The sequence below is a fragment of the Oxobacter pfennigii genome (assembly GCF_001317355.1).
Lineage (GTDB): Bacteria > Bacillota > Clostridia > Clostridiales > Oxobacteraceae > Oxobacter > Oxobacter pfennigii.
The window spans coordinates 135,668-156,803 of sequence record NZ_LKET01000014.1 but is presented as its reverse complement, the minus strand read 5'-3'; the positions used below and the strand labels follow the sequence as shown (position 1 = coordinate 156,803).

General features: G+C 39.7%; 18 protein-coding genes. 10 read left to right on the top strand and 8 right to left on the bottom strand.

Annotated elements, in window-relative coordinates:
- A partial coding sequence (locus tag OXPF_RS01620) for a DNRLRE domain-containing protein (RefSeq protein ID WP_152967671.1) occupies positions 1–212 on the bottom strand: 212 nt, incomplete at its 3' end.
- A gap of 214 nt (positions 213–426) precedes the next feature.
- On the opposite strand from OXPF_RS01620, the gene OXPF_RS01615 reads away from it, so the two are divergent.
- Positions 427–831 (top strand): VOC family protein, encoded by a 405-nt coding sequence (locus OXPF_RS01615; protein WP_054873466.1) that lies wholly within the window; start codon positions 427–429, stop codon positions 829–831.
- A gap of 39 nt (positions 832–870) precedes the next feature.
- On the opposite strand, the gene OXPF_RS01610 is transcribed toward OXPF_RS01615, so the two are convergent.
- The 5 genes from OXPF_RS01610 to OXPF_RS01590 are packed head-to-tail and all read right to left on the bottom strand — an operon-like array spanning position 871 to position 6,566.
- Entirely contained in the window at positions 871–1,611 is a 741-nt protein-coding gene (locus tag OXPF_RS01610) for an ABC transporter permease (protein ID WP_054873465.1), read from the bottom strand.
- On the bottom strand, positions 1,608–2,363 hold the full coding sequence (locus OXPF_RS01605; protein ID WP_054873464.1) for an ABC transporter ATP-binding protein: 756 nt from the start codon (positions 2,361–2,363) through the stop codon (positions 1,608–1,610). Before OXPF_RS01605 ends, OXPF_RS01610 begins: the two co-directional genes overlap by 4 nt.
- A 14-nt stretch (positions 2,364–2,377) precedes the next feature.
- A complete protein-coding gene (locus OXPF_RS01600; protein ID WP_054873463.1) occupies positions 2,378–3,325 on the bottom strand; it encodes an ABC transporter substrate-binding protein in 948 nt (315 codons plus the stop codon).
- A 28-nt stretch (positions 3,326–3,353) separates the two neighbouring features.
- Complete coding sequence (locus OXPF_RS01595) at positions 3,354–4,625, bottom strand: aspartate aminotransferase family protein (protein WP_054873462.1); 1,272 nt, start codon at positions 4,623–4,625, stop codon at positions 3,354–3,356.
- A gap of 12 nt (positions 4,626–4,637) precedes the next feature.
- Positions 4,638–6,566, bottom strand: coding sequence for a peptidase U32 family protein (locus OXPF_RS01590; RefSeq protein ID WP_054873461.1), 1,929 nt, complete (start codon positions 6,564–6,566; stop codon positions 4,638–4,640).
- Positions 6,567–6,981: 415 nt separating this feature from the next.
- On the opposite strand from OXPF_RS01590, the gene OXPF_RS01585 reads away from it, so the two are divergent.
- The 5 genes from OXPF_RS01585 to OXPF_RS01565 all read left to right on the top strand — a co-directional run bounded on the left by OXPF_RS01585 (position 6,982) and on the right by OXPF_RS01565 (position 13,290).
- Positions 6,982–8,427 carry a PucR family transcriptional regulator gene (locus OXPF_RS01585; protein WP_054873460.1) on the top strand — a complete coding sequence of 482 codons (1,446 nt, stop codon included), beginning with the start codon at positions 6,982–6,984 and terminating at the stop codon, positions 8,425–8,427.
- 332 nt (positions 8,428–8,759) lie between these two features.
- Positions 8,760–9,812, top strand: a complete 1,053-nt coding sequence (locus OXPF_RS01580; RefSeq protein WP_054873459.1) for a uroporphyrinogen decarboxylase family protein — start codon at positions 8,760–8,762, stop codon at positions 9,810–9,812.
- A 43-nt stretch (positions 9,813–9,855) separates the two neighbouring features.
- Entirely contained in the window at positions 9,856–10,482 is a 627-nt protein-coding gene (locus OXPF_RS01575) for a corrinoid protein (protein ID WP_054873458.1), read from the top strand.
- A gap of 172 nt (positions 10,483–10,654) precedes the next feature.
- A complete protein-coding gene (locus OXPF_RS01570) occupies positions 10,655–11,743 on the top strand; it encodes a uroporphyrinogen decarboxylase family protein (RefSeq protein ID WP_242854292.1) in 1,089 nt (362 codons plus the stop codon).
- Between the two features lie 161 nt (positions 11,744–11,904).
- Positions 11,905–13,290, top strand: a complete 1,386-nt coding sequence (locus tag OXPF_RS01565; RefSeq protein ID WP_054873456.1) for an MFS transporter — start codon at positions 11,905–11,907, stop codon at positions 13,288–13,290.
- A gap of 54 nt (positions 13,291–13,344) precedes the next feature.
- Here the strand turns inward: OXPF_RS01565 and OXPF_RS01560 are convergent, their stop codons facing one another.
- Positions 13,345–14,598 carry an MFS transporter gene (locus OXPF_RS01560; RefSeq protein WP_054873455.1) on the bottom strand — a complete coding sequence of 418 codons (1,254 nt, stop codon included), beginning with the start codon at positions 14,596–14,598 and terminating at the stop codon, positions 13,345–13,347.
- Between the two features lie 401 nt (positions 14,599–14,999).
- Between OXPF_RS01560 and OXPF_RS01555 the strand changes: the two genes are divergently transcribed.
- The 4 genes from OXPF_RS01555 to OXPF_RS01540 all read left to right on the top strand — a co-directional run bounded on the left by OXPF_RS01555 (position 15,000) and on the right by OXPF_RS01540 (position 20,049).
- Entirely contained in the window at positions 15,000–15,833 is an 834-nt protein-coding gene (locus tag OXPF_RS01555; RefSeq protein ID WP_054873454.1) for a MerR family transcriptional regulator, read from the top strand.
- A 98-nt stretch (positions 15,834–15,931) separates the two neighbouring features.
- Positions 15,932–17,245: an MFS transporter gene (locus OXPF_RS01550; protein WP_054873453.1), complete on the top strand. Its 1,314-nt coding sequence runs from the start codon at positions 15,932–15,934 to the stop codon at positions 17,243–17,245.
- A gap of 52 nt (positions 17,246–17,297) precedes the next feature.
- Positions 17,298–18,626, top strand: a complete 1,329-nt coding sequence (locus tag OXPF_RS01545) for an MFS transporter (RefSeq protein WP_054873452.1) — start codon at positions 17,298–17,300, stop codon at positions 18,624–18,626.
- Positions 18,627–18,672: 46 nt separating this feature from the next.
- Positions 18,673–20,049: a uroporphyrinogen decarboxylase family protein gene (locus OXPF_RS01540; RefSeq protein ID WP_054873451.1), complete on the top strand. Its 1,377-nt coding sequence runs from the start codon at positions 18,673–18,675 to the stop codon at positions 20,047–20,049.
- 52 nt (positions 20,050–20,101) lie between these two features.
- Here the strand turns inward: OXPF_RS01540 and OXPF_RS01535 are convergent, their stop codons facing one another.
- Positions 20,102–21,133 carry a DUF3231 family protein gene (locus tag OXPF_RS01535; RefSeq protein WP_054873450.1) on the bottom strand — a complete coding sequence of 344 codons (1,032 nt, stop codon included), beginning with the start codon at positions 21,131–21,133 and terminating at the stop codon, positions 20,102–20,104.
- Positions 21,134–21,136: the final 3 nt, after the last annotated feature.

Genomic DNA, 21,136 nt, shown 5'->3' with positions numbered 1-21,136 from the left:
ACATAAAGATTTAATGTCGCGCTGATTAGAGTATTGCCAGGAGGTATAGCTCCGGTTAAATCAAATTTCAGAAGGCTTCTGTAAGCATCTGGAAGGCCATCGAATTGCAAATATTCACCGATAAATAGCACAGGTACGCCGGCGAAATTGCTGGTAGGAAAATATTCTGCTATATAAACATCATCAGTAGGTGTGATAGAGATAATTGGCATTCAGTTTCCTCCTTTACATAAAACTAACTGTCATATAATGGTACATATAGTCATTGCTCACTTTATCTATATGCTAACTTGTATATTTTGTTGATTAATATATACAAGTTTCTACAATGATGATTTAAATATAAATCGAATAAAAGGAATTGAACATATTGACTATATTTTTTATTTATGAAAAAATGCAGATATAAACAAAGAGGTGAAAAAAATGGATAAAAGCAATATCAAGATAAAGCTTAGAACCATTGTATTGGATTGCGGAGACGCAAAAGAATTGTCGGATTTTTATTCAAAGCTTCTAGGCTGGGAGAAAACTGTAGTCGAAGAAGACTGGGTATTGATGAGGGATCCATCAGGCGGAACAGGACTGTCCTTTCAATCAGAGCCTCTTTATGTTAAACCGGTGTGGCCGGAGGATAAGAAGAGTCAACAAAAAATGCTTCATATGGATTTTTTAGTCGATGATTTGGATAAAGCCTGTGAATACGCAATAAAATGCGGTGCCGTCCTAGCGCCAGAACAGTTTTTATCGGAAGTAAGGGTATTTTTTGACCCGGCAGGTCATCCATTTTGCCTATTTGAAGATGTTAATTACATATGGAATAATTCATAATTAAAAAGCTAAGTCCTCTTTGGATTTAGCTTTTTAATATTATTTCCATTTGCACAATGTTTCTTCTAAAATATCAATTGCAATAAACAGCATAAAGCCTAAGATACTTAAAACTATTATTCCTAAATACATTCCCTTGTAATCAATTCTGACCCAGGCATCCAATATGAAATAGCCTATACCTTTCTGGGTGCCGTAACCTTCTGCAAAAAACAATATTGAAAGGGCGGTTCCTATGGATAAGCGGATGCTGGTTAAAAGCTCCGGCAATATTGCTGGTATGGTTACATGGGCAAATCTTTGAAAAATTGAAGCTCCCAGGCTTTTTATGGGTCCGTATGTATCCGAGGGGATATTAAGTACCGCATCTCTTACAGATACAATAATCTGAAATACCAATATCAAAACAATTATCATGATTTTAGAAACATCACCCAAACCAAATAAAAGCATTATTATGGGAAGCAGGGCTGTTTTAGGAACAGGGTATGAAAAATATACAAAAGGATTTAAAATTTTATTCCACAGCCTTGAATACGCCATAAGTAAGCCTATGGAGACACCAAGTATCAGTGAAATGCCAATTCCTGCTGCCACTCTGTAAAGGCTGGCTAAAACGTTGGCATAAAGATTTTCACTGTATTGCCCAATATTTAAATATACTTCTATGGGAGAAGGAAGAACTCTTAATTTTACAACATAAGCTAACAAGTACCATAAGATATTTATCATCAAAAATCCCTGTAAAAATATACTGATTTTTTTTATTGCCTTCTTCATAGCGTCCATCCTTTTTTAATAATACCTCTTAAATATGATGATAATTTCAGGTAGTCTTCCTTTTCCCTTAAATCTTCTGTGTTAAAAAGGGGATTGTCTATTGTTTTTACTATGGTACCCGGACAATGGGATATAATAACTATCTTCTTGCCCATAAAAATAGCTTCTTCAATACTATGGGTTACAAACAGAGTTGTAATTTTATATTGATTCCATAAGCCGATAAAAAGCTCTTGGGCTTCCTCCCTTGTTAAGGCATCCAGTGCCGAAAAGGGTTCGTCCATTAAAAGCAGATCCGGGTTCATTATAAAAGAACGGGCAATAGATACCCTTTGCTTTTGCCCCCCGCTTAACTCATTGGGATACCTGTCCTTTAATGACTGGATATTTAATTTATCCAGCACATAGTCAATCCTGTCGGCAATATTACGGTCAATGGCCTTCTTTTTTATATCAAGGGAAAGCATATAGTTTTTTTCGACGGTTTTCCATGGGAAAAGTCCAAAGTTTTGAGGTATAAACCCAATGCTGTGCCGCTTTGGGTTTAATACCTCATTGTTTAATAATACTTTTCCTTCATAATTTTGAATAATTCCGCTAAGTACATTAAGTAAAGTGGATTTACCGCAGCCCGAAGGGCCGATTATCGCATATATTTCCCCTTCTTTAATTTCCATGCTTACGGGACCTAATGCCTTTACCTTATTTTTATTGGAATTGTAAGTTACGGAAAGATTATTTATTTCAAGCATAAGTCCTCCAAAGGCTACTTTACATTTATATCATAGGTCATGTCTTTTGGATTCAAATCCTTTTGGATGATGCCCTTTTTCTTTGCCCAGTCTATTACAGCCTGGATTTCGCTCTCGGCAGGAAGGGTATTCTTCCTCAACTTCGGAAGAACTATCTGGCCTTTCATATCCTCGGGATATCCTACTGCTTTTATTATGATGTCCTCAAATTCCGACACAGGAGTATTGTTTATATAATCCACCGCTTTATCATAAGCACGGTAAAAGGCTTTGATTTCATCCGACTTTGCGTCTATGGCCTGCTGTGTAAAAGCCGTAACTGAAGGAAAGGTTGAAAGGCTGCCGGCACTTCCGAGCAAAATACCCCCATCCTTTATGGCAAGGGTTGAAAAAGGCTCGGGAAGCAATGCAGCATCCACATTGTTAGTTCTTAGCATTTCAAGCCTTGTGGGCATAGCCGGGATTACAGTTTTTACAACATCCTCCGGAGTAAGGGAATTCTTTTCAAGCAGCACATCAAGTGTATTTTCTATTACAGTTTTTTCGGAAATGGCTACTTTTTTCCCCTTTATATCCTTCATGGATTTTATACCTGACTGAGCTCCTGCCACCAGCATAAAATCACCGTCTGTATTTCCAAGTATTTTAACATCAAAATCAGCATTTTGATACAGGCATATAGCAACTTCATCGCCTATTATTCCGTCAAGGCTTCCTGCCTGAAATGCCGCATCTCTGTCCTGGGCGCTTTTGAATATCTGAAGATTGATATCCAGGCCTTCCTCTTTATAAAACCCCTTTTCATTTGCGATAACCATAGGAATAACGTCAACTGACGACATGGCTCCGAAATTCAAGGTTTTTTTATCTGTACTTTCACCAGTATTCGAAGGTGAACAAGCGATCATGGATACAGAAATAATTGAAGCAGTCAGTAATGCAAATAATCTCTTAAATTTCATTCTTTATTCTCCATCCTATTCAGTTTTTTTATGATAATTTTGCCAATACTTTTTTTAAAGCAGCAACGACTTCGTTTATATCTTCCTCTGTAACAACAAGAGGCGGCTGGAAAGCCAAAACATCTCTGTCGAGACCGTTTTTACCGATTAAGAAGCCTAAATCCTTCATTTCCTCCAAAATCACATCCGTTATTGCATGAGAAGGCTGGTTTTCATCAACAGCATGAATCTGAACGCCTATCATCAATCCAATCCCTCTTACTTCCTGTATATAAGGAGAGGGTATTTCCTCTAATTGCTGCTTTAAAATTTTACCTAATTTTTCAGCTCTGCTGATAAGGTCGTGGCTTTTTATGTATTTTAACACGTTTAATGCTGTAGTAGCAGCCACGGGATTTCCCCCAAAGGTAGAAGCCGAAGGCTTGTTAAATGATTGAGCAATTTCATCGGTAGTTGAAAATGTGGAAATAGGGATTCCGTTTCCCAGTGCTTTGGCAGTAACAATTATATCCGGCACCACATCATAATGCTCTATGCAAAACATTTTGCCTGTGCGGCCATAACCTGTCTGCACTTCATCGATGATTAACAATACACCATGCTTTTCCAAAAGTCTTTTAACTTCCTTTAAATAATTTAAAGGATACATAATGATTCCGCCGTTGCCCTGTATTGGCTCTAAAATCATTGCGGCAATATTGTTACCATGCTCTTCTAAAACCTTTTTCAGCTGCTCTAACGATTTCTCCATGGCTTTTTCATAGCTTTCATCGGGAGAGTAAGGCCTGTCAATAAAGAAAATATTATCCTTCATCAGGTTATCATCCAGCCTCCACATGGGGATGCCGGTGACGCTCAATGTTAAATGGGTTCTGCCATGAAGGCCGCCGTTTAATGCTATAAATCCATTCTTCTTGGTATGAAGCCTAGCTAGCGCCATGGCTCCTTCGTTAGCCTCAGAGCCTGTAACGCAAAAAAAAGTCCTCTTAATATCTCCAGGAAGTATTTTTGCCAGTTCCTCAGCCAATAAAGCCATAGGCTGGGTAAAAAATAATGTGGTGGTATGCTGCAAGTCCTTTAACTGTTCTGCAGTTTCATTAATTATTTCAGGGTTTGAGTGGCCACAGTTCATTACGGATACACCGCCGTAAAAGTCCGTATATTTCTTATTATCCTGGTCGTAAAGATACTGCATAAAACCCTTCACTATCTGAGGAGGGTTTTTATAGAAATGGGAAGTCGCAGGAAAGAAGTACTGCTGCCTAATGGATAGTATATTTTCCGGTCCTATGTAACTCATGTTTTCAACTCCTTATATCGTAAAGTTTAAGGCTCCTAAAGTAAAGCCCGCCCTTTTTGACTTCATTTCATTGAATAAAACACGGCATTGGCTCTTATCCTTTATAGCCTTTTTATATATATCAATTATACTCCTTAATTCCTCAATGGTGTAAGTCTGGCCTTCTATGCGCAGCCTTTTTATGCATTCATAATCCAGTGCATCCAAAACAGGCATGAGGCAAAGCTCCTTGGAAGTAAATAAATGGTTTCTTCCGTATTGGTCTATATATACCGGGTTTTCACCTTTATCGGTAACTAATACCAGAATGCTGTTGTCTACATATTTATTATCGCTTTTTTCAAAAGCTTCAAAAGCAGAGGCATTATCATACAGGTTATGATCAAGGTACATAACCTTTAAAGGCCCGTGAACTATTAATTCCAGAGGAATTTTTGCCATGCTTAAGAATTTTGAAAGCTCATTACGTTTTATTTCAATTGATGCCGTAGCCTCTTTTACACCCTGATTTTCATAAAACTCCAATGCTTTGTGGTTGTATATGTTTGAACTGAAGTTTGTTATTACAGGATATTTGCCGGCATATTTTTTTATGGAGCCTAAATTGGAAACCAGCAGGCCATCAAAAAGATGACCGTATTTTTCAAGGTATTGATCCATGACATCAAAATGGAGCTCATTCATCATCTGGGGAAGATCGAGATAAATCTGGATGTTGTTTTTAATACTTACCAGATGTTCAAGCTGTTCTGAAGTCATAAATGTATTGGGGGCAAGAACTTCACAGGCAAGGTAAATGCGGTCAACCCCAAGTTCTATGCAAAGCTTAGCCTGCTCATAATTGTTGACTTTGACAGACAGCCTTTGATTTGAAGCTTTATGGTCTGAGAATTTATCCAATTCTTCTCTTACATCATCAATGGTGCTGTTTGCAATTTCAGGCTCTTCAGTAGGAGAAGAAAATACTTTGCCCGTAGAGTAAAACTTCCCGGTGCCTTCGTACCGGGTATTGATAAAATCCAATCCGGGTTTGCTAAATGCATAAGCAGTTGTAAAGTCGCGCTTTCTGTGCTCAAATAACTCCGTAGCCTGTTTTTTTCTGTCATAATTCAAGGGGTTGTCTATATATCTGTCTATGGCATCACCGTAGGTGTTTACAAGGTTGATGATAAAGTCCGTTTCCCTCATGCGGCCTTCAACTTTAAAAGAAGTGACATTTGCTTCAATAAGCTCGGGTATGTTCTCATACATGTACATATCCTTTGCTGCAAGGGGGTATTCTGTTGAGTATAAAGAACCGTCCTTCTTTAACTTATAAGCCCAGCGGCAGGGTTTAAAGCACCTTCCCCTGTTGGAGCTGTTGCCTAAAACTATGGAGCTGTAATAGCAATTTGCCCCGTTTACTATGCACATGTCTCCATGAACAAAATATTCAGTTTCGATACCTGTCTGGCTTTGAAGGTATTTAACGGATTTCAAATCCATCTCTCTTGACAGTACTACCCTTGTCACCCCGAACTCTTTAAGCTTTTTTACAAATTCAATATTGTGTACATTCATCATTACTGAGGAATGTATTTCAAAATTTTTTAGGTTGTGTTCCCTGCATATCTGCAAAACAGCAAAGTCCTGTACGATTATACCGTCAATCTTGGCATTGCTTAAAAAATGAAGGTATTCAGTTGCTTCATCTATTTCATATTCGTTCAGCATATTATTAACGGTTATATATATTTTTTTATCATTGTTATGGGCCAAATACACAGCTTCAAGTATTTCTTCGTCAGAGAGGTTGAAGCCCTTTCTCATCATCCTCATGTTCAATGATTTGCCGCCAAGGTAAATTGCATCGCAATTTGCTTTAACCATTTGTCTGAAGGTATCCATTGTGCCCGCAGGGGCCAGTAGTTCAATTGGTTTTCCATTGAAAAATTTCGTCATATTTTCACCTCGATAACAGCATAATTGTTTCATTTTTGAGATAATTCACCTAAATGAATATTAACACAAACAAAACAATAATAAAATGGCATTATAAATATTATTTATTTCTGTGTATAATCATAGGTTTAGCCTAAATATAAACATAAATACATAAACGAAAACTCACATAAATGGGAACTTGCATAAACAAGAACTTGTATTAACAGAAGCTTGTATAAAAGGAAATGATATTAAAGGAAGCTATATATAATGCACTTGCGTATATTCAAAATTTAGGACACTGAAAAAACCTCAAAAATTTAACATTTGAAAAGTTTAAAATATTCCAATTTGATGGCAAAAAATGTAATATATAAATAAAGAAGATTTTGTAAATGCAGTTCAATTATATTAATGAGAGGAGTGGGCGGTCATGAAAATAAGCATGTGGATGGTGGCCAACCAGCTGGAAGGCAAAGATGCGGAATTTAATATAAATGAGTCTGCAAGGCGCTATAAAAGCGTGCATTTTGAGCTTAAAAAAGACTGTCTTGTACTGGTACAAAATGGACAAGATGCCTTGCTCATGGGTGAGGGAGAAAACAATTATATACGTATAAAAAATATAGATAAGGAAGACGCACTGGAGTTGATACAAAATATTTTTGATAAGTATTCCGACTGGGATGAGATGCTTTACAGAAATATGGAGGTTCAAAATTTTCAGAATATAATCGATGAGAGCTGGGATATTTTTCGTTCGCCTCTGGTATTCGTTGACAGCAACAATAAGCTTTTAGCTATGAGCGGCCAGGTGGATTATGATTTGAATCCGGAATGGAAGCATCTTTCAGAATATGGATATCTGTCCGTTACAAACTATAATATTTTCGAGGATATAGTTAAAAAATTGGAAGCAGAGCCTGTTAATAAGCCGCTGTATTGTGTTAATCCCCCTACCGGGGATCGTGCAAGTGTACTAATGTCCCTGGTTCGATATAACAATGTTGTATATGGCCGGATTACTGTTTTAGAATACTGGCGCAAGCTAACCCAAGGTGATATACATCTTATGCAGTATATGTGCAACATCATGGGAAGGGTGCTTTATAGGATAAACCGGGAAGATAAAAAAATATTTATAAACAACAATATACTTAAGCTGATACAAGGTCAAACTGTAAGCCAGGATGAAATAGATCAATTCCTCATGTATATGAACTGGAAAAAGAACCATAAATATCGAATGTGTATCATAGCATTTAAAAAGCCCAATATACCTAAAAATGCGATGCTCTTAATTCAGGAATATTTGAATAGCAACCTTCACTTCACCCCCTCCTTTGGGCTGGAAGACCATTTTGTACTTTTATTTAACGAAAGCAAAATGTTCTTTAAAGAAATCATACCTAAAATAAGAAGCTCCTATATATTTAACCTGGAGACTATTTTTGGCACCAGTCTGCAATTTGACAGCCTCAACAAACTGACTTTATATGTGAAACAAGCTCATTTTGCTATAAAATACGGTTACCAAAAAAATCCTGAAGCGCGGTTCTTTACTTTTTACAAGCATGCACTGGATTATATACTTTCATCTAAGGACAATGATGAAAAGTATTATGCATGTCACCCTGATGTTTTGGAAATATGGAACAGCAATCCAAGCGCAAATAACGATTCGCTTTTAACATTAGGAGAGTATTTGGCTTGTGAGCGTTCTTTGCTTCAGGCATCAAAAAACCTTTTCATGCATAAAAACACCTTATCCTACCGTGTCAATAAAATCATAGCTAACATGGCCTATGATATCGGAGATAAATACACAAGGGAATACATACTGACATCCATAAGGATGCTTTTTTTCCTGTCTAAATAGCATGGCCTGAAAGCATATTGGCATATGTGCTGGCAGCACATATTTTCATATAAAATTTGGGTTTTATTGTATATTTACCTAAATTTGCTAATGATGATATTATAAAATTAAGTATTGCGATGAAAGCTTAAGAATTATCAACTCTTGTTTTTCTTGGGGCTTCATTGAAAAATGCATCCTTTTAACTTATTTCTTACAACTTTTTTGCTAAACAGTCCTATCTTATTTTGCCTTAATCCTAGCAAGTCTCGAGAAAAAGTTCTTTTAATTCGTTATTTAGTCTGAAAGATAATTCAAGCCTCTGTCGCCAATTAAATTTAGGAGGGATAAATATGCTATCTGCCAAGGAAAATTATCTGAGGTTAGGCCGGGGGGAAATGCCGGAGTATGTGCCATGGTGGACAATGGGAGGCATTTGGGGAGCCATCGATGACAGCGTTCCGGCACTTATGTGCAATCCCAGCGCGCCGGAAATTAGCGGAACAAGACCGCCCATGGGACCTGACGGAAAACCTGAAGTTCTGGAGTATACCGATATGTGGGGCGTGCCTTATATAGCCAATGAGGAGACAGGCTATCAGTTTATACCAAGAACCTGGGACTTTCAGCTTGACGACATAACACAATGGCATAAGGTTGTAAAGAAACCACAAGTAGACGTTAATTCTATTGACTGGGAGGCTATGGCTAAAAAAGATTCCGCGAGGATAAACAGGAAAACTACAGCCGTTTTATCCGGCGGTGGATTTGGCCCCTTCCAGCATCTGGTTGCCCACATGGGATTTACCGGAGCATTGTGTGCCCTGGTGGAAGAACCGGAAACAGTAAAGGAATTCTTAAACTGGATATGCGATTTTTATGAACCCATATGCGAAAAGGTAGTTGAATACTACAAGCCCGACATCTTTTATTTGCTGGATGATTCATGCAATAAATATCAGCCCTTTTTCTCCATGGAAATATACAGGGATATATTCAAGCCCATATATGCAAGAATGTCAAAGTATGCAGTCAACAGGGGAATCCCGGTACAGTTCCATAACTGTGGACGGTGTGAAGACCAGTTAGAAGACATGATGGATTTCGGAGTGGTATATTGGGATCCTGCCCAGACAGGAAATGACTTGCTGGCCATAAAGGAAAAATACAAGGGAAAGCTGGTTGTATGCGGAGGTTTTGATTTTGTGCCCAAAGATCCCGCTAATGTAGGCGAAGAAGAAATACGCTCATGCGTAAGGGAAGCTCTTGATAAGCTGGCTCCCGGAGGCGGATATGCCTTCTGCGGTATGTATTTAGGGCGGGCTGCATGGCGTGAGCATGCCAAACAGGTCAACCTATGGATGCAGGATGAAGTAAACACATATGGGAAAAAGTTTTATAAATAATTCAAATTTCTTTATAAAGGTACAAATAAAGGAGGATATATAAATGTCAAAAATTGATGATATAAAATCAAGTGTAGCAGCCGGCAAGACAAAATTGGTAACTGGCCTGGTACAGGAAGCTTTAGACGAAGGACAGGATGCTCAAGACATACTTTCCGCTATGGTAGATGCCATGGGAGTAGTAGGTGACAAATTTTCAGCAGGAGAAATATTTGTCCCAGAAATGCTTGTTGCAGGAAAAGCCATGCAAAAAGGCGTTGAAGTACTTAAACCCATACTTTCAGGCAGCGGAGCACCGTCATTGGGAAAATGCATCATAGGAACTGTTGCGGGAGACTTGCATGATATCGGTAAGAACCTAGTAGCACTTATGATAGGCAGTGCAGGCTTCGATGTAATAGATCTCGGAGTTGACGTTTCAAAAGAAAAATTTCTTGAAACAATAAATTCCAATCCTGATGTTAAAGTGGTGGCACTATCCGGACTTCTGACCACAACTATGCCTGCCATGAAAGAAACCGTTGAGGCTGTAAAAAACAGCGGTCTGACTGGCTTTAAAGTCCTGGTGGGAGGAGCACCCATTACTCCGGAGTTTGCCGCATCCATAGGCGCGGATGCCTATGCGAGGGATGCAGGCGGAGCCGCCATTAAAGCCAAAGAGCTGGCATAAGAAAAATGGCTTAAATGATTGACTAACCTCTGACAGAATGGAATGAACATATTGATAGATATGTTAAAGGAAAAAAATCCATGAAAGGAGGAAAAATATGTCATCATTAAAAAACCACATCCAAGAAGAAACTAAATCCTTAAGAAAAGGTGCGGCATCATAGAATATTTAAGTGTCAAGACTGCCTTTAAAGGACGGTCTTGACAAAACTATTTTAATTAACAAATTCAGAAAGGAAGGAAATTATATGTTAACAGAAAAAGAAAATTATTTAAAAATATTAAATGGAGAAATACCCGAATGGATTCCCCAGTATAATTACGGTGTTTTATCTAAAAAAGTAGATTCCCCCATCAATATGGCAGTAAGACCGGGTTTCTTGAATGAACACCGCAAACCCGACGGGGGAACAGATATTTGGGGTGTCAGGTGGGTGCCTACCTATGAGACAGGCAATATGATGCTGCCTGCCCCAGGTGAATTCATACTTACTGACATAAGAAAGTGGAGAGATGTAATTAAAGCGCCGGATATTTCAAATATCGACTGGGAAGCAATGGCTAAGAAAGATTTGGAATTGCTCAACATAGACCGCTCCAAAACAGCTATCCATTTCGGCACGCATTTCGGCTACTTCCAGACAGTGATGTCCTTTATGGGGTTTAATGAAGGCTTATGTGCCATGTATGAAGAGCCGGAAGAAGTGAAAGAACTCATGAATTACCTGGCTGACTTTTACCTCACAATAGCAGAAAAACTAATTGACCTCTATAAACCTGACATTGTGTCCTTGACAGATGATACTGCCTCTGAACTGCAGCCTTTCTTTTCCCGGGAGATGTATGTTGACATGCTTCTTCCCCTATATGACAAGCATGCAAAATTTGGCCGTGACAGGGGACTTCCGATAACCATGCATAACTGCGGAAGGTGTGAGGATGTCATGGAAGACTTGTTTAATATAGGTGTCAGGGGATGGGATCCTGCTCAGACAATCAACGACCTGGTGGGCATCAAGAAGAAATTCAACAATAAACTGGTAATAATGGGCGGATGGGACGGCCGCGGAAGACTTTTAGCTCCTGATGTTACAGATGAAGAAATCTATGAGTCAGCAAGGAAATCCATTAACACTTATGGACCTGGAGGCGGATATGTTTTTGCCGGACAATTTACCGGTCCCGTTGATGATCCGGTTACCATAAGGAAAAACGCCGTACTCCTTGATGCAGTCTATGAATTAGGACACAGTTTTTATTAAAACTCCCGGCCTCCATTGAACAGATAGATGTGAACTATGCTTTACAACTGCATGAATAATCAGTTCTTAAAGTATTTTAGAGGGGTATATTCCTTCGCCTACCCCAGAGCCTGGCCCTAAAAAGAAGGTGTGTCCCCTAACATTAATAGGAGGAATTTATAATGAAAAAACCATTAAGTAAGACGATTCAATGGTTTTACGGTATCTCCGATTTTGGTTTCAGCATTATGACAGGAGGAATGGAAGTTACCTACCTGATGTTCTTTATGACCAATGTAGCTAAGTTTTCACTGGTCAGCATCGGTATTGCCACAACTGTTTCTGCCATAGTTGATGCCCTTATGCAGCCTGTATATGGCGGAATCATCACCGGCACGAAACCCATGAAATGGGGACGAAACCGCTCATGGTTAGTATTTATGCCCGTTCTGGTAGTAATAACTTTCATAACGATGTTTACCAGTATCGGTCCGAAAGAAGTCGGTGTTGTAATCGTCGCTGCATCACTTTGTCTTACAAATGCAGCTCGTACATTCCCCTGGCTGGCTCATGTCAATTTGATTACAGTTTTAGCAAGTGGTCCGGATGAAAGAGCAAAGCTGGCATCTGTACGTGGAACATGGGCAGCAGCAGGCGGTATTGTTTCTTCATATGTAGCCCTGCCTCTCATCATGTTTTTTTCTGCTGCGCTTAAAGATGAAGTAATCGGATATACAATTGTTGCCGGAATAGTTTCAATTTTTTATGCAGTTACAACCTGGTTTACCTTTGCTTTCACGAAAGGTTATGAAGAAACAGGTGATAGTGCTGTACAAACAAAAGCTCAAAAGGTTACTGTCATGGATATGCTTCGTTCCGCAGCCGGAAATCCTCCCCTCATTGTATTGCTGATAGCGGATTTCTTCAAGTATATGTCGGGCTTCGTGTCCAGTGCGGCCGCTGCCTATTACTTCACCTATATTCTGAAAGACATGGCTTTGATGCCCCTATATCTTTTCCTGGGAGCTGTCATGCTTACAATAGGCGCTGCCTGTGCCGGTTACGCCGCAAAAAAACTATCGACAAAAATATCCGCAGTCCTGGGCATTATCGGTATGGGACTTGCTTTCACAATCGGCTTCTTTGTTGCCCGTAACATGTATGCCTTCTTTGCTTGTATACTTGTCGCCCGTTTCTGTGGTGGTCTCGTAAATACAGCTGTTATAGCCCTCTACACTGACTGTATTGTTTATTCAGAATGGAAGACGGGAAAGAACACATCTCCCTTCATCATGGCGTCTATGACCTTTGCTTTAAAACTCTCGTATATAGCCCGTGGCACCCTGGTTCCTGCGGTTCTTGCCATGGTTGGGTTCTCAGCTGCAATCAGCCCTGAACAGGCCACTGAAACCTTAAAAAACGGTATTTTGGCTGCTTTCCTGCTTATTCCCGGGGTTGCTCTTTTACTAAGCGGTTCCCTCATTTATATAGGTTACAAATTGACAAGGGATAAGGTTCAGGAATTACAAGCTGAAATAGATGCCCGCAAAGCTGCAGCTCAGGCATAAAGGATAAGTTAGATCAAAATCTGGATAAAAAAGAGGTAATGGATTTTAGCCATGCTATTTTGCTGTTACTTCTTTTTTTTCACTTTTATAGAAGTGATAAAGCAAAATGAGCATGGGAAAACCAGTGGCAATACCGCACATGAGTAAGCCCATGGAAGAGCCGAATTTCTGCATAATACTGCCGGCAAATAAGTTTCCTAAAGGAGTGGTTCCGGCAAAGCACAGGGTGTAAACACTCATGGCACGGCCACGGTATTCATCGCTGGAATTAAGTTGTATCATGGAATTTGCCGAGTTCATGAACACTATGTTAACAGCACCCAGGAGAAGTACATTAAAAAGCGCCAGGGGCAGGCTTTTAATAAAGGACGTTGAAATCTGGAAAAAGGCAATTGAGAAAGCGCTGATATATATGGTTTTACGCTGAGGGGAGGAACGGACCTGGGCCCGGGCAGCCAGCACAAGGGCGGAGATTAAAGAACCGGTACCCATGGCAGACAGCAGCAGCCCATATCCGCGTACTCCCTGGTGCAGTACCTGATCCGAAAAGACAGGGAATATTATATTGGTATTCATTGAAAAAGTTCCTACAAAGAGTACGGCTAAAACAGGCATAAGCAATATAGGCCGGGTAAATATATAGTTAAGTCCGTCCCAAATGTCGGCCAGCATTTTCTTGGGGACGGCTTTAATATTGCTGACTATGGGCTTAGTCATGGCAAGACCGAAAATTACCGGTATGAAGCTCAAACCATTTAATAAAAAACAAAGAGCTGCTCCATAACGATCCATCAGTATAGCTGACACTGCCGGGCCGATAATCCTGGCCAGGTTCATAACACTTGAGTTTAAAGATATGGCGTTGGTCAAATCAGAACGCCCCACAAGTTCAATAATAAACGATTGGCGGGCCGGCATATCTACGGTATTTGCCATTCCGGAAATTAAAGCAAGGACAAACACATGCCAGTACCGTACATGTCCGCTCCACACCAGAAGGGACAGAAGGAAGGCTTGAACCATAAGCGCAATCTGGGCAATAATGATTACTTTCTTCTTAGAGTATCTGTCAACCAAAACTCCGGCGAAAAGAGTAAACAGCAGTACAGGGGCAAACTGCCCCACGCCGATTAGACCAAGTAACAAGGGTGAACTGGTTAATGTGTAAACCAGCCACAGCTGTGCAGTTCTTTGCATCCAGGTGCCGATCATGGAAATGCATTGTCCGAACCAGTAATACTGAAAGTTCCTATGAGTTAAAGCAGGAAAAGCCTTTTTGAATTTTGTTGTTACAGCATTGGTGTCCACCGGATATCACTCTCCCGAAACAGTTTAGCTAATAAACAACTATTTCAATAATATCACTTCAATTTAAAAAGTCTATATAAATCCTGTTGACATATTTTTCAGTGCATCAGTCATAGCAAGCAGAAATAGTAGCTCTTTATATTGAGCGCATCATCTCTATAAGATATAAATAAAATAAGATATGCTTGTACATGCTTTAAATTAATGTAAAAATCATGTAAAATATTCTTAATGAGTTTATTAATAATGAGGTATAAGGCTTATGAGTGAGCCTTAAATCGAAATTTCCATTCACAATCCTTCACACTAATTTTATTCAGATCTTAATAGGCTTTTTATGTAATTATTGCGTAATATTATCATTGCTTAACAATTAATCCGTATAGAAAGGGTGTAATAATATGGATAATTGGGTAAATGACAGACTCACAATAAGTGAAGTGGCAGAATTACATAACATACCCGTCAAAACCTTACGCTATTGGGATGAAATAGGATTATTCCCTCCCAACGTAAAAGATAAAAAGTCCGGATATCGTTACTATTCCACAAGGCAGTTTCCTAGGCTTAATTTAATAAAGCAGCTTAAGATAATCGGCGTGTCCAGCAAGGAAATTATAGAAAAATACAAGGATGCAGACTTATCCGGTTTTTCTAATCAATTGGAAAACCATAAAGAGACATTAAATTATAAAATAAAAGAGCTTATTAAAATGCGGAAATTTTTGAATATGTATATCAGCGATTTTAAGAAGGCAGCATCAATAAATGAATTGGAAAAGGTCAAATATACCGAATATCAAAGCCGGCAGATAATTCGTGTGAATATGGATATAAAAAGCAGAGTAGATTATCAGATAGCGCTTAAAAAACTTGAAGAAATCTCCCAGGTAAAAAATATTTTACTGCAAAAAGCGGTGCTATCTATGTCAAAATCAGATTTTCAGCAGAGAATTTACGATAGATATAATGGGGCATATATATGGGTAAATGACTTCAATTCAAAGGATAAAAGCGTCATGACCACGCAGCCTCGAGGAACCTATGCCGAGATTTTTTTCAATGACAGCCGAAGCTCTTCCTTTAAATATTTTGACATGCTTTTAGACCATATAGAAAAGGACGGATTTATTGCAGATAGTGACACTTCTATACAGGGTGTAGCTAATATAATGAACAATACCGTTTCAGGCGGATATCTAACAAAGTTTTCAGTAGCAGTTAAGAAAAAATAAATGCTAATTAAATGATAATCGTAATTGTATATTGACCTTCCAGCTACTGGAAGGTTTATTATTTTTTTGATACCTATTAATTTTGAGGGAGGGTTACTATGTCATTTTTACTTAAGGGTGTAGGTGAAAACAAAAGGTGGTTTTACCCTATTTCGGCTTTTTTCATGGCAGCATTCATGGCGGGGGGATTGTGGAGTATGTTTTATCCCCACGTACAGACTCATTTCAAGCTTGAAAATGTTGCGACTATAGTCCTTATCTCCACATTTACCGGATTAGGCACCATGGTTGTGGGTCCTCCGGTGGCCGGCTATATTTTGGACAAATATGGCCCAAAAATTCCGCTGGCTTTGGCGGCAGTATTCTATTTTACCGGATATGCAATTGTATCCACAGTATTAAAGCAACCAAGCTGGTCAAACGCTTTGCCTCTTTGGTATATAGGAGGTTTCTTCTGCGGCTTTGGCGGCGGACTCTTTGGCGGCACATATACATCCACCGTAGCCAAATGGTTTCCCGACAGAGTGGGTACTGCAATGGGAATTGCTGTTGCCGGCGGTGGTACAGGCACTATTTTCATGTCTCCTCTTACCGCATCTTTTATAGCCAGCAGCGGCTTCTCGGGAACTGTATTCATTATATTAGGTCTTCTGGGACTTTTCTGGTTTGCATTGGGATGTATATTCTGGAAGATGCCCGATAACGATTGGAAGCCTGCAGGATGGATACCTAAATCTCCCACAACGGGAAAAGTAGTTGAGGAGCAAAAGCAATTTACACTTCCCGAGGCTGTCCGTGACAAGAGGTTCTGGATACTATACGGAGGATTTTTATGCTCGGCCTTTGCCAATACATTGTTCGGACAAAATGCCAGCATGATTATAATCGAAGGTTTGACAAAAGCAGGCATGGAGAGGGCTGACATTTTAGCAATGGTAGTACCTACTTATCTTTCAATAAATGCCTTCGGAGGCTTAATAGGAAGATTTACCTGGGGCTGGCTGATGGATAAGATGGGCGGGCCTTTCAGAACTCTGCCCATTGTTTATTTCATATCCGGCGTTATGATATGGGTATTTTATATGGGTTATACAAGCTCTTCATTCATATTCGCCGTTGCGGCAATACTGAGCTTCACTCTTGCCGGAGAGCCGGTATTGCATTATGCTGCCGTTCCAAGTATTTTTGGCAGAAGGCATATAGGTAAAATAATGAATACAATAAATTCTTTCTCTGTCGGTATTGGAATTACTGTAGGAGGAGTTGCAGGTGCTTCCATTAGAGATGCATTGGGAGGATACTTCTGGGCGCTGGTGGTTGCCGTAGTTTTACGTATGATAGCGGCATCATTTGCAACGACAGGTTTCTTTGTAACAAGAAAAATGGACGCTGCAGCAAAAAAGACAGCTTAAAAACGATCCCAGTTAATCAATTATTGCTATATTTTACAGGGAGGTATTAAATGTGTCTTTTTTAACTAAAGGAATCGGCGAGGACAAGAGGTGGTTTTATCCCATTTCAGCCTTTGTAATTGCTGCATGTTTCTCAACGACAGGCTTGTGGACTTTGTTTTATCCTCACATTCAAACTTATTTTAAATTAGAGACTGTTGCAGGTATAGTAGTTTCAGCAACCTTTATAGGTATTGGCTCCATGATAATGGGACCGCCTGTAGCCGGATTCTTTTTAGACAAATACGGCCCGAAGATTCCCTTTGCTTTAGCATCGGTAACTGCCCTGTCAGGATTTTTGGTTTTGACGGGAATGTTCACTCAGAGCTCCTGGAATACAGCCATGTATTTCTGGTATGTAGGGAGCTTTTTAACAGGTTTTGGCTCGGGTATGTTCAGCGGGTCTTACACAAGCACCGTTGCAAAGTGGTTCCCGGATAAAACGGGAACGGCACTGGGAATTGCCAGTGCGGGCATGAGTCTGGGGCTTATGTTTACATCTCCATTAGCAGCATCACTAATCAAATCCATGGGCTTCACAAAAGCAATTTTTCTCCTATTGGGCTTTTTAGGATTTATAATGATGGTGTTTGTAGGGGTATTATTCTGGAAAACTCCATCACCGGACTGGAAACCGGCAGGATGGGTGCCTAAATCGAGAACACCGGGAAAGGCTGTTGAGCAAAAGCAGTATACCTTCACAGAAGCCATACGCGACAGCAGGTTCTGGATTCTTTTCGGGGGATTTATTTGCTCTGCCTTTGCAAACAGGCTGTTTACGGCAAACGCATCCTTGATAATAATGGAAGGCCTTACAAAGGGCGGCATGGCCCAGGATGTCATAGTATCCACAATGGTTCCCAGATATTTATCTATAGTGGCTTTTACAGGCCTTTTCGGTAAATTAATGTGGGGTTATCTTACTGATAAATTGGGAGGCCCCTTTATAACGCTTCCTTTGATGTATTTCACCTCAGGCGCTTTTATGGCTATATTCTTCATGGGGTATACAAGCCCAATAAATCTGGTGGTATCAGGCTTCCTCTTTAATTTAGCCATGGGCGGTGAAGGAACGGTTCATTATGCGGCAGTACCCTGGGTTTTCGGCAGAAAGAACATAGGTAAAATAATGACCACATTGAATTCATTTTCCGTTGGTTTAGGGCTTACATTAGGACCCTTCTTTGGTGCATTTATAAAGGATGCAACCGGCGGATATTACTGGGCTATAGTGCTAGCAGTTGCATTGCGTATGATTGCAACAGCATTTTCACTTGTAGGATTTTTTGTCACCAAGAAGAAAACTGCTGAGGAATTAAAGAACGCAGCTGCAAGCCAATAAATATAAGGTTAAGTGCTTTAAAATATTTATAAAATGGAGGATGATTATGGATAGCGAAGTAAAAAAATTACAGCAGGAGAGAATTTCACTTTATGATGATTTCTACAATAACAAAATCCCCAAGAGGCTGCCGGTGGACGCTTTTAGAATGTCCAACAATATGCTGGCTCAATATGGTAATTTAAATATATTCGATATACAATATGATTTCTCACAATTAGCCGAAGTATCTGAAAAAGTATGCGATGAAATATATTCCGACGTGTGCCCTGTACCCGGAATGTCAGTCGCAAGCAGAATTCCTTCTTTTTATTCCATTCTGGAATCCCAGTCCTTTGTAATGAGCGGAAGCGGCTTTATGCAGCATCCTGAAGTTGTAGGTATGATGGAAGAGGATTATGATTACCTGATAGAAGATGCTTATGCCTGCCTCTTAGAGAGGGTAATTCCCAGACAATATAAGGCGTTGAATTCCGATAATACCGCAAAGGCTGCAGGAGTAATACCAATGGCTCAAGCTTCTTTAAGGAGGGACAGTGCTGCTGTAGCTGCAACACTTCAAGGCTTGATTGCGAAAAAAGGGTATTACCCCGGTCCTCCCAGAGGTTCAGGGGGTTTCAGCGCAGCACCCTATGATTTTTTAGCCGACCAATTAAGAAGCTTCTCCGGAATATCAAAGGATATAAGAAGAAACAGAAATAAAGTTGCTGAGGCCTGCGAAGCATTGTATCCCTTGATGCTTAAATTTGCAATGCCTGCAAATCCTGCTCCTCAGGGAAGCGTATCCACTCCGCTCCATATGCCCACATACATGAGAGAAAAGGATTTTGTTGAAGTATGGCTGCCGACATATAAAAGGATGTTAGAGCAGCTGGCTGCAGTCGGAGCCCGTGTCAGCGCCTTCTGCGAGCATGATTGGATGAGGTACCTGGATATTTTAACAGAGCTACCGGCAGGAACAATTCTGCGTTTTGAATACGGTGACCCCCAAACTATTAAGGACAAGTTGGGCAAGAAATTCATAATCGGAGGCCTGTATCCTCTTAACCTTCTTAAGAGCGGAACTAAGCAACAGTGCATTGACAAGGCTAAAGAGCTTCTGGATATAATGATGCCGGGCGGCGGATATTTATTTGGTTTTGATAAAGGTGCCATTGTACTTAACGATATCAATATGGAAAATTATATCGCCCTCTCGGAATTCATCCGGGACTATGCGGTATACGAAAATGCAGGAGAAAGCTTCGGCACTCCATTAAACAGTGAAGGCTTCAAATTTGAGCCCACACCTGTTGTATCAAAATACATCTTTAATTGGGAAGAATTCAAAGAAAAATATCCGTATACTCCCGAATTTGCAAAGGCCAATTTCGAATCTCTGGATGATGAAATGTTTAAATTCTATATGAATCTTCTGATTTGATTAACTATTAAAAAATATATCCCCTGGTTGTAAAAACCCGGGGATATATTTTTTAATGGCTTTTAACAAGCTTAGCAAGTTCATCCCTGTCAGGGGCTGTAGGCGTCTGTTCCATCCAGCCTTTTTCAATCATAAGGCTGGCACCTTCCTTTGCATAGGCTGCCGATTCAATTGCAGCCTTGCCGTAAAGGGCTGATAAATCGTTCCTGGGACTTCCTGTAATAGCCATACCATAGGAGCTTAAACCGGCAGAACTTAGTAAATTAACGTGAAACAGCATCAGCCTGTCAGAAAAAGGAGATTCTATACTGTCTGTTATTTCACTGTTGTGGCTGGGGGGAATAGGAATATTTTCGGAGATTAGAACATCTACGAAGTTTTTATAAAAAGTTTTTGCTAAATCCCTTCCTTTTATAAAATAATCCCGTATATCTTTAGATTTTGCCACCTGGCTGTATGCAGTCATTTGCGTAGTTCCTATGGAGTTTGTGTCTGCATTATTAAAAAGATGGGTAATCTCAAGAACAGTCAACGATCTTTTTTCACCAAAGAAACCCGAAAAGAAATTCTGCCTTTTTACAAAGTCAACTTCCTTTGGCAGAGGTACATAAGGGGGCCTTATATATACTCCCTTGGATAATGCAACTTCAGTTACCCACTGATTTACTAAAATCAGTAATTCAACGAACTGGGTTTTGAATAATTCTCTTATATCAAGACGGGAACATTGGGCATAAGCCTGGCTGTAACTTGTCAATGCAAATCTTGACATATGCTCCTCAAAGTAAATATAGTATTTATCAGTAAACAATCTTGGCGCATCGGGATTGATGTCCTCAGAAGTAATGCCTCTGGGAACCGGAAGCTTTTCTTCTTTGAAAAGTGCTTCTAAAAGTTTAAGGTGCTCTCTGGTAGTATCATGTGAATGCTTTAAAAATTTCTTAATATCAGGATCATCAACATGCTTAAGAAAATAAGCATATGTGTGATGCACCAGTGATTCCACCATGTAGGTATTCCATAACGCTCCGACTTCAACGGATGTAAGATTTATGTTCTTGGTATCATGACTGACATTATCCAAGGA

Bases quoted from the DNA above. Each gene is read 5' to 3' on its own strand.
- OXPF_RS01615 (WP_054873466.1), top strand. From the start codon at position 427: ATGGATAAAAGCAATATCAAGATAAAGCTTAGAACCATTGTATTGGAT.
- OXPF_RS01610 (WP_054873465.1), bottom strand. From the start codon at position 1,611: ATGAAGAAGGCAATAAAAAAAATCAGTATATTTTTACAGGGATTTTTG.
- OXPF_RS01605 (WP_054873464.1), bottom strand. From the start codon at position 2,363: ATGCTTGAAATAAATAATCTTTCCGTAACTTACAATTCCAATAAAAAT.
- OXPF_RS01600 (WP_054873463.1), bottom strand. From the start codon at position 3,325: ATGAAATTTAAGAGATTATTTGCATTACTGACTGCTTCAATTATTTCT.
- OXPF_RS01595 (WP_054873462.1), bottom strand. From the start codon at position 4,625: ATGAGTTACATAGGACCGGAAAATATACTATCCATTAGGCAGCAGTAC.
- OXPF_RS01590 (WP_054873461.1), bottom strand. From the start codon at position 6,566: ATGACGAAATTTTTCAATGGAAAACCAATTGAACTACTGGCCCCTGCG.
- OXPF_RS01585 (WP_054873460.1), top strand. From the start codon at position 6,982: ATGAAAATAAGCATGTGGATGGTGGCCAACCAGCTGGAAGGCAAAGAT.
- OXPF_RS01580 (WP_054873459.1), top strand. From the start codon at position 8,760: ATGCTATCTGCCAAGGAAAATTATCTGAGGTTAGGCCGGGGGGAAATG.
- OXPF_RS01575 (WP_054873458.1), top strand. From the start codon at position 9,856: ATGTCAAAAATTGATGATATAAAATCAAGTGTAGCAGCCGGCAAGACA.
- OXPF_RS01565 (WP_054873456.1), top strand. From the start codon at position 11,905: ATGAAAAAACCATTAAGTAAGACGATTCAATGGTTTTACGGTATCTCC.
- OXPF_RS01555 (WP_054873454.1), top strand. From the start codon at position 15,000: ATGGATAATTGGGTAAATGACAGACTCACAATAAGTGAAGTGGCAGAA.
- OXPF_RS01550 (WP_054873453.1), top strand. From the start codon at position 15,932: ATGTCATTTTTACTTAAGGGTGTAGGTGAAAACAAAAGGTGGTTTTAC.
- OXPF_RS01540 (WP_054873451.1), top strand. From the start codon at position 18,673: ATGGATAGCGAAGTAAAAAAATTACAGCAGGAGAGAATTTCACTTTAT.